This window comes from Modestobacter marinus, assembly GCF_011758655.1.
Classification (GTDB): domain Bacteria; phylum Actinomycetota; class Actinomycetes; order Mycobacteriales; family Geodermatophilaceae; genus Modestobacter; species Modestobacter marinus.
Window position 1 is genome coordinate 230,679 of the sequence record NZ_JAAMPA010000001.1, and the last position, 13,299, is coordinate 243,977.

Annotated in this window: 11 protein-coding genes; 4 read left to right on the plus strand and 7 right to left on the minus strand. The window is 73.3% G+C overall.

Annotation, left to right across the window (positions count from 1 at the left end; genetic code table 11):
* Positions 1-11: 11 nt before the first annotated feature.
* Together FB380_RS01115 and FB380_RS01120 are read left to right on the plus strand one after the other, a co-directional pair.
* On the plus strand, positions 12-395 hold the full coding sequence (locus FB380_RS01115; RefSeq protein ID WP_166753471.1) for a nuclear transport factor 2 family protein: 384 nt from the start codon (positions 12-14) through the stop codon (positions 393-395).
* Positions 396-427: 32 nt separating this feature from the next.
* On the plus strand, positions 428-1,852 hold the full coding sequence (locus tag FB380_RS01120; protein ID WP_166753472.1) for an FAD-dependent oxidoreductase: 1,425 nt from the start codon (positions 428-430) through the stop codon (positions 1,850-1,852).
* Positions 1,853-1,918: 66 nt separating this feature from the next.
* On the opposite strand, the gene FB380_RS01125 is transcribed toward FB380_RS01120, so the two are convergent.
* From FB380_RS01125 to FB380_RS01140, 4 genes are all read right to left on the minus strand, one after another.
* The gene (locus FB380_RS01125) at positions 1,919-4,150 is read right to left on the minus strand and encodes a PhoX family protein (RefSeq protein WP_166753473.1); all 2,232 of its coding nucleotides are present in this window, start codon (positions 4,148-4,150) and stop codon (positions 1,919-1,921) included.
* Positions 4,151-4,342: 192 nt separating this feature from the next.
* Positions 4,343-6,571, minus strand: a complete 2,229-nt coding sequence (locus FB380_RS01130; protein WP_166753474.1) for a PhoX family protein — start codon at positions 6,569-6,571, stop codon at positions 4,343-4,345.
* 233 nt (positions 6,572-6,804) lie between these two features.
* Positions 6,805-7,200 (minus strand): DUF3037 domain-containing protein, encoded by a 396-nt coding sequence (locus FB380_RS01135; RefSeq protein WP_166753475.1) that lies wholly within the window; start codon positions 7,198-7,200, stop codon positions 6,805-6,807.
* Entirely contained in the window at positions 7,197-8,066 is an 870-nt protein-coding gene (locus tag FB380_RS01140; RefSeq protein ID WP_229682033.1) for a HipA family kinase, read from the minus strand. The genes FB380_RS01135 and FB380_RS01140 overlap by 4 nt, the downstream gene beginning before the upstream one ends.
* Before the next feature lie 40 nt (positions 8,067-8,106).
* Here FB380_RS01140 and FB380_RS01145 point away from each other — a divergent pair, with 40 nt between their 5' ends.
* Entirely contained in the window at positions 8,107-8,655 is a 549-nt protein-coding gene (locus tag FB380_RS01145) for a DUF1990 family protein (RefSeq protein WP_166753476.1), read from the plus strand.
* A 2-nt stretch (positions 8,656-8,657) separates the two neighbouring features.
* On the opposite strand, the gene FB380_RS01150 is transcribed toward FB380_RS01145, so the two are convergent.
* Positions 8,658-9,503 (minus strand): formate/nitrite transporter family protein, encoded by an 846-nt coding sequence (locus FB380_RS01150; RefSeq protein WP_229682034.1) that lies wholly within the window; start codon positions 9,501-9,503, stop codon positions 8,658-8,660.
* A 180-nt stretch (positions 9,504-9,683) separates the two neighbouring features.
* On the opposite strand from FB380_RS01150, the gene FB380_RS01155 reads away from it, so the two are divergent.
* Positions 9,684-11,795, plus strand: a complete 2,112-nt coding sequence (locus FB380_RS01155) for a catalase (RefSeq protein WP_166753477.1) — start codon at positions 9,684-9,686, stop codon at positions 11,793-11,795.
* A 48-nt stretch (positions 11,796-11,843) separates the two neighbouring features.
* On the opposite strand, the gene FB380_RS01160 is transcribed toward FB380_RS01155, so the two are convergent.
* Positions 11,844-12,557, minus strand: a complete 714-nt coding sequence (locus FB380_RS01160; protein ID WP_229682035.1) for an FAD-binding oxidoreductase — start codon at positions 12,555-12,557, stop codon at positions 11,844-11,846.
* 82 nt (positions 12,558-12,639) lie between these two features.
* Entirely contained in the window at positions 12,640-13,251 is a 612-nt protein-coding gene (locus FB380_RS01165; protein WP_166753478.1) for a sulfite oxidase-like oxidoreductase, read from the minus strand.
* Between the last annotated feature and the right edge of the window lie 48 nt (positions 13,252-13,299).

Genomic DNA, 13,299 nt, shown 5'->3' on the forward strand with positions numbered 1-13,299 from the left:
GCTTCCGGGCGGTGAGCACCAGCACCGTCGACACCGCCGTCGACAGCTGCGCACGCGCCCGGCTGGAGACCGACGCGACGGCGCGCCGGGCCCTGCTCGACCGGTGCTGGGCCGAGGACGGCGTCCACTGCGACCCGATCGGCCGGGCGGCCGGGCGGGACGGACTGCCCCACCACATCGGCGGCTTCCAGGCCGAGCAGTCCGGCGCCCGCCTCGAGGTGGTCAGCGGCGTCGACGAGCACGACGGCCACCTCCGCTCCGCCTGGCAGCTGCGGGCAGCGGACGGGTCGGTGGCGCTGGAGGGCACGGACTTCGGGGAAATGGACGGCGACGGGATGGTGCGCCGGGTCATCGGCTTCTTCGGCCCCCTCCCCCCGGGTGGGTCGACGGGCTGACACCGACGCCGCCTCTGGAGAGGGAGGACGGCATGGCTGCGATCGTGGTGCTCGGCGGTGGCGTGTGCGGGCTGGCCACCGGCATGGTGCTCGCCCGGGACGGGAACGACGTCCTGGTGCTGGAGCGGGACAGCGAGCCGGTGCCGACCTCCCCCACCGAGGCCTGGGACGGCTGGCGCCGGGCCGGGGTGGCCCAGTTCCACCAGGCGCACTACCTGCACCCCCGGTCGACCCGGGTGCTCGACGCGGAGCTGCCCGACGTCCGCGACGCGTTGCTCGCCGCCGGCGCGTTGCGCCACGACCCGCTGCGGAACGCCCCGCCCACCGTCGGGGTGCTGGACCGCCGGCCGGACGACGACCGGTTCGTCAGCGTCACCGCACGGCGCCCCACCCTCGAGCAGGTGGTCGCCCGGTCGGCCGAGGCGGAACCGCGCCTGCGGGTCGAGCGGGGCGTGCAGGTGGAGGGCCTGGCGACCCGGCAGGTGGACGGCGCCGCGCACGTGACGGGCGTGCACACCACCACCGGCCGGCGGGTGGACGCCGACCTGGTCGTGGACGCGACCGGACGGAGGTCGCCGCTGCCGGCGTGGCTGCAGGCAGCCGGTGCCCGCCCGCCGCAGACGGAGGCGACGGACTCCGGGTTCACCTACTACACCCGGTTCTTCCGGTCGCGGTCCGGTGGTCTGCCCCCGATGCGGGCGAGCATGCAGACCCACGTCGGCACGTTCTCCCTGCTCACCCTGCCGGGCGACTGCGGCACCTGGTCGATCACGCTGGTCGTCGACTCGCACGACCGGCCGCTCAAGGAGCTGCGGCACGAGGACGCCTGGACCGCGGTCGTGGCCGCCTGTCCCCGGCACGCCCACTGGCTGGACGGTGAACCGATCACCGGGGTGCTGTCGATGTCCGGCGTCCTGGACCGCTGGACCCGGGCGGTGGTCGACGGTGCGCCGGTGGTCACCGGGCTGGTCGCCGTGGGCGACGCCTGGTCCTGCACGAACCCCTCGCTGGGCCGCGGGATCAGCATGGGGCTGATGCAGGTCGCGTGCCTGCGGGACGTCCTGCGGGACGGCGTGGACGACGGCCCGCAGGAGTTCGCCGAACGCTGGGACGACCGCGTGGAGAGCGCCCTGACCCCGTGGTACCGGGCGACGCTGGCGGTCGACCGGGCACGGCTGGCCGAGGTGCGCGCACTCCGGGAGGGGCAGACGCCCGCGCCACCAGAGGGACGGGCCGCCCTGGGGCCGGCGCTGGGCCGGGCCGCGGCGCACGACGCCGAGCTGTTCCGCGCGATGCTGGAGATCGCCGGCTGCCTGGCCCTGCCCCCGGAGGTGTTCAGCCGCCCGGGTCTGGCCGAGCGGGTGATGCGGGTCGCCGGGGAGCACCCGCCGGACGCTCCCCCCGGGCCGGACCGGGACCAGCTGCTGCGGCTGGTGGCCGGCGCAACCGCGAGCTGACCACCGCGGCCGGAGCAGCAGCCCACACCGGGCGTCCGGGGTGCGCCGCTGCTCCGGCCCGTGCGGTCAGCTGCCGACCCGACCGCCGTCCTCGCGGAAGACGACCGCCACGCTGGGCCGCGGGTAGGCCTTGTCGGCGAGCTTGTCCGGCCAGGTGCTCGACGGGGACTCACGGGTGGAGCCGGCCGTCTCCCCGGGGTGCTGCACCGAGACGAACACCGAGCGGGCGTCCGGGGTGATCAGCGGCCCGCTGCACTCGGCACCGAACGGCACCGTGAGGAACGCCTTGAGGTGCCCGCGCTCGGGCCCGGCGGTCGGCACGGCGAAGAGCCCGTCGTTGGTGCCGGCGAAGGTGCCCTCCTCCCGGTTGCGGGTGGAGAGCACGTTCCCGTCGGTGGAGATCCACAGGTTGCCGGCCGGGTCGAACTCCAGGTTGTCCGGGCAGGACAGGGCGCTGACCTGGCTCTTGTCGTAGCCGGCGAAGTAGGTCCCCGGCGTCTCGGGGTCACCGGCCACGATGAAGACCCGCCAGTAGAAGTCGTCCCCGGCGATCCCGTCGGTCTCCTGCCACTCCAGGACGTGCCCGTTCCGGTTGCCGGACCGCTCCTCGTAGGTGCCGTCCTCGATGTCGAAGGCGAAGGACCGGGAGACCGGGTTGGGCTCGTCGGCGACCTCGCGCTGCGAGTTGTTGGTCAGCGCGGCATAGACCCGGCCGTTGACCGGGTTGACCTGGATGTCCTCGGGCCGGTCCATCCGGGTGGGCAGCAGCGCCGGCTCGACGACCACCGGGGCGGCCGGGTCGGGGAAGTCGCCGTTGGCGTCCAGCTGCTTGCCCAGCCGGTCGGCGGCCAGCCGGGTGAAGGTCAACACCCAGGGCACCGACTTGCCGGGGATCATCGACTGCCCGTCCTTGACCAGCGGGAGCCACTGGCCAGTGCCGTCGAACTCACCGTCGGCCGGCACCGTGGCCAGGCCGTCGATCTGCTCCGCCGGGGAGTCGCCGGTGAACCGGGCGACGTAGAGGTCCCCCTCGTCCAGCAACGTCATGTTGTGCGCGCGGGACGCGCGGTCGATGCCGGGGCGGTAACGGGCCTTGGAGACGAACTTGTAGATGTAGTCGAACCGCTCGTCGTCCCCGGAGTAGGCGACCACCCGGCCGTCCTCGGCGATCTGGACGTTGGCCCCCTCGTGCTTGAAGCGCCCGAGCGCGGTGCGCTTCTTCGGGGCGGAGGTGCGGTCGTAGGGGTCCAGCTCGACGACCCAGCCGAAGCGGTTCACCTCGTTGGGCTCGAGGGCGAGGTCGAACCGCGGGTCGATCTCGTCCCACCGGCGGCCGGGCAGCTCCTCGGTGGAGATGCCGTACCGGGACAGGCGGGGCTCCCGCGGGTCCTCGGTGATCACCGTCGAGGTGCCGAAGTACTGGTTGAAGTTCTCCTCGCCGTGCAGGGTCGTCCCCCACGGCGTCGTCCCGCCGGCGCAGTTGTTCAGCGTCCCGAGGACGGACCGCCCCTCGGGGTCGGCCGAGGTCCGCACGTACTCCGACCCGGCCACCGGGCCGGTGAGCTCGAAGGTGGTGACCGGGGTGATCCGCCGGTTGCGGGTGCCCTTCCGGTCCGGCCGCCAGTTGCCCGTGCGGCCGTCCCGGCGCAGCTCGACCACCGAGATGCCGTGCGCCATCAGCGCGATCCGCTTCTGCTCCACGGTGGTCGGCGCCTCCTCGTCGGCCACGCCGGCGAACATCAGCTGCTCGTCGGTGTACTCGTGGTTGACGATCATCAGCGCCCGGTTCCCGCTCCGGTCCAGGGGCAGCAGGCCGATGTAGTCGCAGTTGTAACCGAACTGCTTGGCCTGGGCCTCGGGGGTCTGGGCGTCGACGTCGAAGTCCGGCGCGTCCGGCTCCACCGGGTCGCCCCAGCGCATCACCACGCCGTAGGAGTAGCCGGTGGCCGTGACCAGCTCGTCGAGGAGGTTCTGCTCGACCGGCTCGAAGGTCAGCGGCTCGTCCAGGCCCGGCCGCCAGTCCTGGAAGGGCAGCTCCGCGGCCCGCGCGTTCGGGGTCTGCAGCTGACCCGCCGTGACGACGAGTGCACCGACGCCGGCCGCCTTGAGCGCGGTCCGCCGGCTGAACGCACCCTCGACGACCTCGCCGATGGTGGGGTTCGTGGTGGCGTTCGGCACCGGGTGGTCGCAGGCGTTGCCGCACTTGTAGTAGCACGTCACGTTGCTGCGGCTGCCGTGCCGGACGGTGTTCAGCAGCGGGAGGAGCAGGCGACGGCGGGCAGGGACGATGTCCGTCATGAGAGGGGTCCTCTGGTCGGGTGGGGCTGTTCCGACCCGTGACGCTAGGAAGGCCTGACCACCCATCCGGTGAACGGCGGCCGAAACCGGAGTGACCTGTGGGCTTCCTGGGGACGATCGGGCGTGTCGCGCCGAGGCACTGGCGCAGCAGGAGCCCGGCCGCAGGTGTGGCCGGGCTCCTGCGTCACCGGGTCAGCTGCCGATCCGACCGCCGTCGGCCCGGAAGACGACCGCAACGCTGGGCCGCGGGAACGGCCGCTCGGCCAGCCGGTCCGGCCAGGTGCTGGACGGCGCCTCCCGGGTCGACCCGGGCGTCTCCCCGGGGTGCTGGACGGAGACGAAGACCGAGCGGACGTCCGGGGTGATCAGCGGACCGCTGCACTCCGCACCGATCGGCACCGTCAGGAACGCCTTGAGGTGACCACGCTCCGGCCCCGCCGTGGGCACGGCGAAGAGCCCGTCGTTGGTCCCGGCGTAGGTGCCGACCTCCCGGTTGCGGGTGGAGAGCACGGTCCCGTCGGTGGAGATCCACAGGTTGCCACCGCGGTCGAACTCCAGGTTGTCCGGACAGGAGAGGGCACTGACCTGCGTCTTGTCGTAGCCGGCGAAGTAGGTCCCCGGCGTCTCCGGGTCACCGGCCACGATGAACACCCGCCAGTAGAAGTCGTCGCCGGCGATCCCGTCGGTCTCCAGCCACTCCAGGACGTGCCCGTTCCGGTTCCCGTCCCGCAACTCGTAGGTGCCGTCCTCGAGGTCGAAGGCGAAGGACCGGGACACCGGGTTCGCCTCGTCGGCCACCTCCCGCTGCGAGTTGTTGGTCAGCGCCGCGTAGACCCGGCCGTTGACCGGGTTCACCTGGATGTCCTCGGGCCGGTCCATCCGGGTCGGCAGCTGGGACGGGTCGACGACCACGGGTGCGGCCGGGTCGGGGAAGTCGCCGTTGGCGTCCAGCTCCTTGCCCAGCCGGTCGGCGGCCAGCCGGGTGAAGGTGAGCACCCAGGGCACCGACTTGCCCGGGATCATCGACTGCCCGTCCTTGACCAGCGGGAGCCAGTGTCCGGTGCCGTCGAACTCACCGTCGGCCGGCAGCGTCGCGAGCCCGTCGATCTGCTCGGGCGGCGAGTCGCCGGTGAAGCGCCCGACGTAGAGGTCGCCCTCCTCGAGCAGGGTCATGTTGTGCGCCCGCGACGCGCGGTCGAAGCCGGGCCGGTAGGACTTCTTCGACACGAACTTGTAGATGTAGTCGAACCGCTCGTCGTCGCCGGAGTAGGCGACCACCCGCCCGTCCTCGGCGATCTGGACGTTGGCCCCCTCGTGCTTGAAGCGCCCGAGCGCCGTCCGCTTCTTCGGCGTGGAGGTGGGGTCGTACGGGTCGAGCTCGACGATGTACCCGAAGCGGTTGGCCTCGTTGGGCTCCTGGGTGACGTCGAAGCGGGGATCGACCTGGTCCCACCGGCGGCCGCTGGGCTCCTCCGTGGAGATGCCGTAGCGGGACCACCGCGGCTCCCTCGGGTCCTCCGCGAACGGCGTCGACGGCCCGAAGTACTGGTTGAAGTTCTCCTCCCCGTGCAGGGTGGTGCCCCAGGGCGTCGTGCCGCCGGCACAGTTGTTCAGCGTCCCGAGGACGTGGCGGCCTGCCGGGTCGGCGTTCGTCTGCACGTACTCCGAGCCGGCCGCCGGTCCGGTGAGCTCGAAGGTCGTCGCCGGCGTCAGCCGACGGTTGCGCTTTCCCCTCGGGTCCGGTCGCCAGTTGCCCGAGTCCCCCTCCCGGTGCAGCTCCACCACGGAGAGCCCGTGGGCCATCATCGCGATGCGCTTCTGCTGGTCGGTGGTGGGCGCCTCCTCGTCCGCCACGCCCGCGAACATGAGCTGCTCGTTGGTGTACTCGTGGTTGACCACGATCAGCGCCCGGTGCCCGCTCCGGTCCAGGGGCAGGACCCCGATGTAGTCGCAGTTGTAGCCGAACTGCTTCGCCTGGGCCTCCGGCGTCTGGTTGTCGACGTCGAACTCCGGTGCACCCGGTTCCACCGGATCGCCCCAGCGCAGGACGACGGCGTACTGGTAGCCGGTGGCGGTCACGAGTTCGTCCAGGAGGTTCTGCTCGACCGGCTCGAAGGTGAGGGGCGCCTCCGGGTGCGGCTGCCAGCCTCCGCCCGGCCCGCTGGCCAGCGCGGGTGTGGAGCGCACGGAGCCCACCGCCACGACCAGCGCCCCGGCGCCGGCGGCCTTGAACAGGGACCGCCGGCTGAAGGCGCTCTCGACGACCTCGCCGATGGTCGGGTTGTCCGACTTGTTCGGCACGGGGACGTCACAGGCGTTGCCGCACTTGTAGTGGCACGTCGTGTGCGTCCGACTGCCATGGCGGAAGGAGTCCAGGAGAGGGAGAAGCAGACGACGGCGGGTGGGCGCGATGTCCGTCATGGGAGGTCCTCTGGTCGGGTGGGCCGCTGAGGACGGGGACGCTAGGTGACCTGCATCACTCTCCGGAGGAGGAGGGAGGAATGCTGGGTCGCCTGCGGGAGCCCGGCGGGGCGTCTGAGCGCATCGTGTACAGCCGTAGACGGTGAGTAGTCACCGACCGGAACGGGAGCGGCGGCGGGGGAGCGCGGACACGCCACGAGAGGGGCCGGGACCGCGGTCCTCGGACCCGGAGGTCAGGCCTGGACGGGGAGGACGAGCAGCTCCAGCAGCCGGTCGGCCTCGGCGTCCGGGTCGGCGGTGAGCCCGGTGTGCACCGCGCCGGGCTGGACGACGGTGCTGCGCGGCGCGGTCAGCCAGCGGAACCGCGACCCCAGCGCCTCCCGCCCGGCGGCACCGGCCCCGACCGCGGCGGAGCAGACGTCCGCGGCCGCCTGCAGGGCGGCGGCGATCGCGACCGGGTCCGCGGTCGGGTCGAGCGCGCGCAGCCTCTCGGCGTCCAGGTGCACGCGTGAGCCCAGGTAGTCCCGCTGGCGGCAGTAGACGAGCACCCCGGCGTTGAGCGACTCCCCACGCTCGACGCGGGGCACCACCCGGAGCACCGCGTACTCGAAGGTGTCCCGGCCGGTCATCGCTGGGTGACCCCCTCGGGCGGCGGCGGCCCGAGCCACGTCGGCCGGTTCTGCCCCCGCGGCGCGGTGCGTCGTCCCGCGCCACCGGCCGCGGCCGCCGCGACGACGCCGGGGAGCCAGGCCTCGCGGGCGGCCAGCCGCTGCAGCAGCTGGCCGACGTAGCGGGCCCGGACCTCCTCGGCGGGCTCCTCGGCCGTCGGGCCCTCCAGCCAGGCGTCGGGCACCTGGGCCAGCACCTCGGTGAGCAGCCGACCGGTGACCTGCGGGGCCAGCGCCGCATCGGCGGCTCCGACGTCGGGGTCGCACTCCACCAGGGCGTGCTGGGTCGCGTCGTAGGCCCGGGTGACGGCGGCGGGCGTGCCGGGCCAGTTGTGGTGGAACGTGAGCGCCGCGCCGTGGTCGATGAGGTGCAGACGCCCGTGCCAGAAGAGCATGTTGGGGTTCCGCCACGAGCGGTCGACGTTGCCGGTCAGCGCGTCGAACCACAGCACCCGCCCGGCCAGCTCCGGGTCGACCTGGGCGGCGCCGGCCTCGAAGTCCAGCGCGCCGGGGAGGTAGTCCATCCCCAGGTTGGTCCCGGCGGAGTTGCGCAGCAGCTCCTGGACCTCCTGGTCCGGCTCCCCCACCGCGAGCTCGGGGACGACGTCCACCGTCACCAGCGCGGGCACCGGGAGGGACAGCCGGCGGGCCAGCTCCCCGCAGACCACCTCGGCGGCGAGCACCTTGACGCCCTGCCCGGCGGCCCGCCACTTGACCACGTAGGTGCCGAGGTCGTCGGCCTCCATGAGCCCCGGCAGCGAGCCACCCTCGCGCAGCGGGGTGACGTAGCGGGTGGCGGAGACGGCGGGGAGCACAGTGCTGGGCACCCTACCGGCGGGCCGGGGCGCGGCCGGGGAGACTGACGGCGTGGGACTCCTCCGGCGCACGACGCTGGCGCAGCTGGCCGACGCGCCGTTCACCTACCCCGAGGTCGGGGCCACGCAGGAGGCGACCCTGCCGGCCGGCTACGACCACGTCGAGCGGTCCGCCGTCGTCGGCGCGGGCCGGGCGGAGTTCGACCGGGCCGGGGCCGCGGTGTTCCGCTGGGCCGCCCAGCGTGGCGCCGGGCTGCGGGTCCGGGCCGACGGCCCGGCCAGCACCCCCGGCACGGTCGTGCTGATGACCGCCGGGCTGCACCGGCTCGGGCTGGAGATCCCGTGCCGGGTGGTGTGGGCCGTCGACGAGCCCGGACGACGCGGGTTCGGCTACGGCACGCTGCCCGGGCACCCCGAGAGCGGTGAGGAGTCCTTCGTCGTCACGCTGGGCCCCGGCGGCGAGGTGGTCTACACGCTGCGGGCGTTCTCCCGGCTGGCGACGCCGCTGGCCCGCCTCGGCGCACCGGTCAGCCGGCGGGTGCAGCGACTGGCCCTGGACCGCTACGTCGGAGCGATCCAGCGGGCCGCGCGGACCGGCTGACCTCACCGGCCGGCCGACGCCCGCTCCTCCTTGATCATGTCCTTGCTGCGGACCAGGCGCAGCGCGGTGACCACGAACAGCCCGCCGACCATGTTGAGCAGGGCGGTGTACCAGAACCACGACAGCCAGTCGACGTAGCCGAACGGCGCCCCGGCGTGCAGCGCGGTGAAGATGATCAGCGAGTCCAGGATGGAGTGGAAGAGCACCAGCCCGGCCAGCACGAAGGCGCCGGCGACGGCGGCGACGATCTTCGCCCCCTCCGAGTCCGTCCCCTGCTGCATCCGGGTCATCAGCGTGATGGCGATGCCGGCGAGGACCGCCAGGGAGGCGGCGCGCAGGTCCAGCGGGGAGTCGACGAACTCGACGGCGCTCTCGATCGCGGTGGCCCGCAGCTCGGGGAACCCGTGGGCGACCAGCCAGGTGACCACCCAGCCCCCCACGAGGTTGGCGACCAGGGTGCCGCCCCAGAGCTTCCCCAGCTGGGCGACGCTCGCCCGGCCGGCGAACACCGCGGTCACCGGGACCAGGAAGCCCTCGGTGAACAGCTCGCTGCGGGCGAGCAGGAGCGCGATGAACCCGACGGAGAAGGCCAGGCCGGCGAGCAGGTGACTGCCCGTCTCGTGGTAGACGGCCAGCAGCAGGAGCACGCCGGTCGCCACCTCCAGGCCGCCGGCGAAGCCGGTGGTGAGCACCTCGCGCCAGCTGCGGTGCAGCCGCTGGGCCCCCTCGCTGACGATCCGGTCGAACGCCTCCTGGAGCTCGTCCTCCGTCGGCCCGGCGGTCTCGCCCAGCTCTTCCCGGGCCTCGTCGTTGCCCGGCGCCCGTTCGGTGTCCTCGTGGATCGCCACGGCTGCTCCTCCTGCTCCTGCGGCCGGGGCGGCGCCGCGCGGTCTCCGGCGCGGCCTACCCGCTGCCGACCGGGCCACACCCGTCTCCGACAGCGTCACAGGGCGGGGCGCGACCGTTTCCCGGCGCGACCCGCTCGGGTAGGCCACGCCGACCCCTTCTCCGAGCACAGGAGCTCCCGCATGCCCCCGAAGCGCCAGCCCGACCAGTCCGCTCCCGCCACCGTCAGCGCCACCGGGGTGGCCTATGAGGGCCCGGAGCGGGGCCGGGACCCCCGCGCCCAGGCCGGGGAGTTCCTCACCACGCCCAACGGCGTGCGCATCCCCGACACCGACCACTCGCTGAAGGCGGGCCGTCGCGGCCCCGTGCTGCTGGAGGACTTCCACCTCCGCGAGAAGATCATGCACTTCGACCACGAGCGGATCCCCGAGCGCGTGGTGCACGCCCGCGGCGCCGGTGCCCACGGCGTCTTCACCGCCTACGGCAACGCGGCCGGGGTGACCCGGGCCGCGGTGCTGGCGGAGGAGGGCCTGGAGACGCCGGTGTTCGTCCGGTTCTCCACGGTGCTGGGCTCGCGCGGCTCGGCCGACACCGTGCGCGACACCCGCGGGTTCGCGACGAAGTTCTACACGAAGGAGGGCACCTGGGACCTGGTCGGCAACAACATGCCGGTCTTCTTCATCCAGGACGCCATCAAGTTCCCGGACATCATCCACGCCGGGAAGCCGCACCCGGACCGGGAGATCCCGCAGGCGCAGTCGGCGCACGACACGTTCTGGGACTTCGTCACGCTGCACACCGAGGCCACCCACCACACGATCTGGAACATGAGCGACCGGGGCATCCCGCGCTCCTACCGGACGATGGAGGGCTTCGGCATCCACACCTTCCGGCTGGTGAACGCCGACGGGGAGACCTCACTGGTCAAGTTCCACTGGAAGCCGAAGCTCGGCGTGCACTCCCTGATCTGGGAGGAGGCGCAGATCGCCGCCGGCGTCGACCCCGACTTCCACCGCCGCGACCTGGCCGACGCCATCGAGGCCGGCGCGTACCCGGAGTGGGAGCTCGGCATCCAGGTGATGCCGGACAACGCCGAGGAGACGTTCGAGGGGATCGACCTGCTCGACCCCACCAAGATCGTCCCCGAGGAGCTGTGCCCGGTGCAGCGGATCGGGAAGCTGGTGCTCACCGGCAACCCGACCAACTACTTCGCCGAGACCGAGCAGGTCGCCTTCCACACCGGGCACCTGGTCCCCGGCATCGAGGGCACCAACGACCCGCTGCTGCAGGGCCGCAACTTCTCCTACCTGGACACCCAGCTGAGCCGGCTCGGCGGGCCGAACTTCACCCAGATCCCGATCAACCGCCCGCACGCCCCGGTGAACGACAACTCCCGGGACGGCTTCCACCAGCACGGGATCCACGAGGGCGTGGTGGCCTACAAGCCGAACGGCATCGACGGCGACGCCCCCGCCGTGGCCGATGCCGCCCACGGTGGCTACGTGAACGTGCCCCGCGAGGTCGAGGGCGAGGTCGTCCGGGGTGCCCCGGCGTCCTTCGACGACCACTTCTCGCACGCCGCACTGTTCTACGCGAGCCTCTCGGCCGACGAGCAGAAGCACGTCGCGGAGGCGTACACGTTCGAGCTCGGCAAGGTCTACGAGCAGGCGATCAAGGAGCGCGCGCTCACCGTGCTGGCCAAGATCGACACCGGGCTGTGCCGGGCGGTGGCCGAGGGCCTCGGCCTCCCCGCCCCGGAGGGGACGCCGGTGGAGCACCTGGCGCCCAGCCCGGCGCTGGCCCAGGTGACCGGGGAGTCCTACCCGATCGAGGGCCGGCTGGTGGGTGTCGTCGCCGGCCCCGGCGCCGACATCGCCGGCGTCACCGCGCTGCGCGAGGCGCTGGAGGCGGAGGGGGCGATGACCAAGCTGATCGCCCCGACCGGCGGGGAGCTCAGCCGGGACGGCGCCACCGAGGTCGTCGAGCGCACCTTCGTGACGGCCCGGTCGATCGAGTTCGACGCCGTCGTCGTCGCCGGTGGAGCGCCCCAGGACAAGGACGTGAAGTCCGTCGTCCTGCTGCTGGAGAGCTACCGCCAGCTCAAGGCGATCGGCGCCTGGGGCGACGGCGCCGACGTGCTGACCGCGACCGGCATCGACGTCGACGGTCCCGGTGTGCTCACCGCCGACAGCGCCGGCGCCCTGGCCGGTGACCTGATCGCGGCCATGGGCCGCCACCGGGTCTGGGAGCGGGCGCCGCTGGTCACCGCCTCGCAGGTGCCGCCCGCCGCCTGACCCGCACCGGGTGCCGGGACGCAGACAGCTGCGTCCCGGCACCAGCGGTCAGCGCTTCGGCAGCTCCAGCGCCGAGGGTCCGAACCGTTCCACCCGCACCGACGCAGGCGGGAGGCCCAGCCCGACCAGCAGCTGGGATGCCGACTCGGCGAAGCCCGCCGACCCGCAGACGTAGGCGGTCTGCCCCGGCTCCCACAGGGGCAGCAGGTCCATGTCGGTCAGCCGGGCCGCCGGGCGGATGCCGTGCGCCTCCCGGGTGAGCGCGATCAACGCGCCCGCCTCGACCAGCTCGTCGGCGTAGGGCAGCTCGGCGAGCGTCCGGGCCGAGACGGCGACCCGGAGCAGGTCCAGCCGCCCCAGCGCCCGGGCGTGCCGGACCATCGCGACCAGCGGGACGACGCCGCTGCCCCCGCCCACCAGCAGTGCCGGGGTGGCGCCGTCCCAGACGAACCAGCCGCCGATCGGGCCGCGGACCTCCAGTTCGTCACCGGGCTCCACGACGTCGGCGAGGTAGGTGGAGACCTCTCCGTCGTCCAGTCGCTCGACGAACAGCTCGACCAGCGGGTCGCCCGGCGCCGACGCCACCGAGTAGGAGCGCTGGGCGGTGTACCCGTCCTCGGCGGTCAGCCGGACGACGTAGTGCTGGCCGGGCAGGTGGTCGACCCGGTCGTGGACGTCCAGCCGGAGTTCCACCGAGCGCGCGATCGGCCGGCGGAGCCCGGCGACGGTCGCCGTCCGCCAGCCGCCGGCGGGCGCGGTCACGCCTCCACCCCGCGGTTCGTGCGGCCCCGCTGCAGGGTCCCGCCGCGAGCTCGCGAGTGGTGGGGGGCAGTGGGGTCCTCCATCAGTCGCCCTGGTACCGCTGCTGCTTCCACGGGTCGCCGCGGTCGTGGTAGCCGTTCTGCTCCCAGAAACCGGGCTGGTCCCGCTTCAGCACGGTGATCCGGCTGATCCACTTGGCGCTCTTCCAGAAGTAGAGGTGCGGCACGAGCATCCGCACCGGGCCGCCGTGCTCCGCGGTCAGCGGCTTGCCGTCGAACTCCCACACCAGCCACGCCTTGCCGCCGGTGACGTCCTCGATCGGCAGGTTGGTCGTGTAGCCGGTCTTGGACGTCGCCATCACGAACCGGCCCTCGGCCGTCGGCCGGGCGAGCTCCAGCAGCGAGTCGACGCTGATCCCGCCGAACCGGGTGTCGAACTTCGACCAGGTGGTGACGCAGTGGATGTCGCCGCGGTACTCGGACGACGGCAGCGCGTGCGCCTCGTCCCAGGTCCAGGTGGTCGGGGTCTCCACCTCGCCGTCGACGGTGATCGTCCAGGTCTCCGGCGCGATCCGGGGCGTGGGCTCGGCGGTCAGCACCGGCCAGTCGCTGCCGGCGTCGTACTGGCCGGGTGGGAGGCGGGGGTCTCCGGCCGCGCGGCGGCGGCCGAGGAAGCCGCGGGTGGGTCCTGGCACGTCGTCGTCCTCTCGGGGCACCGGACTGGGTCGCTGCCGATCTTCCTC

Excerpts from the sequence above, each read along its gene's own strand:
- FB380_RS01135 (WP_166753475.1), bottom strand. The coding sequence starts at position 7,200 with ATGACCGGCCGGGACACCTTCGAGTACGCGGTGCTCCGGGTGGTGCCC.
- FB380_RS01155 (WP_166753477.1), top strand. The coding sequence starts at position 9,684 with ATGCCCCCGAAGCGCCAGCCCGACCAGTCCGCTCCCGCCACCGTCAGC.
- FB380_RS01120 (WP_166753472.1), top strand. The coding sequence starts at position 428 with ATGGCTGCGATCGTGGTGCTCGGCGGTGGCGTGTGCGGGCTGGCCACC.
- FB380_RS01130 (WP_166753474.1), bottom strand. The coding sequence starts at position 6,571 with ATGACGGACATCGCGCCCACCCGCCGTCGTCTGCTTCTCCCTCTCCTG.
- FB380_RS01125 (WP_166753473.1), bottom strand. The coding sequence starts at position 4,150 with ATGACGGACATCGTCCCTGCCCGCCGTCGCCTGCTCCTCCCGCTGCTG.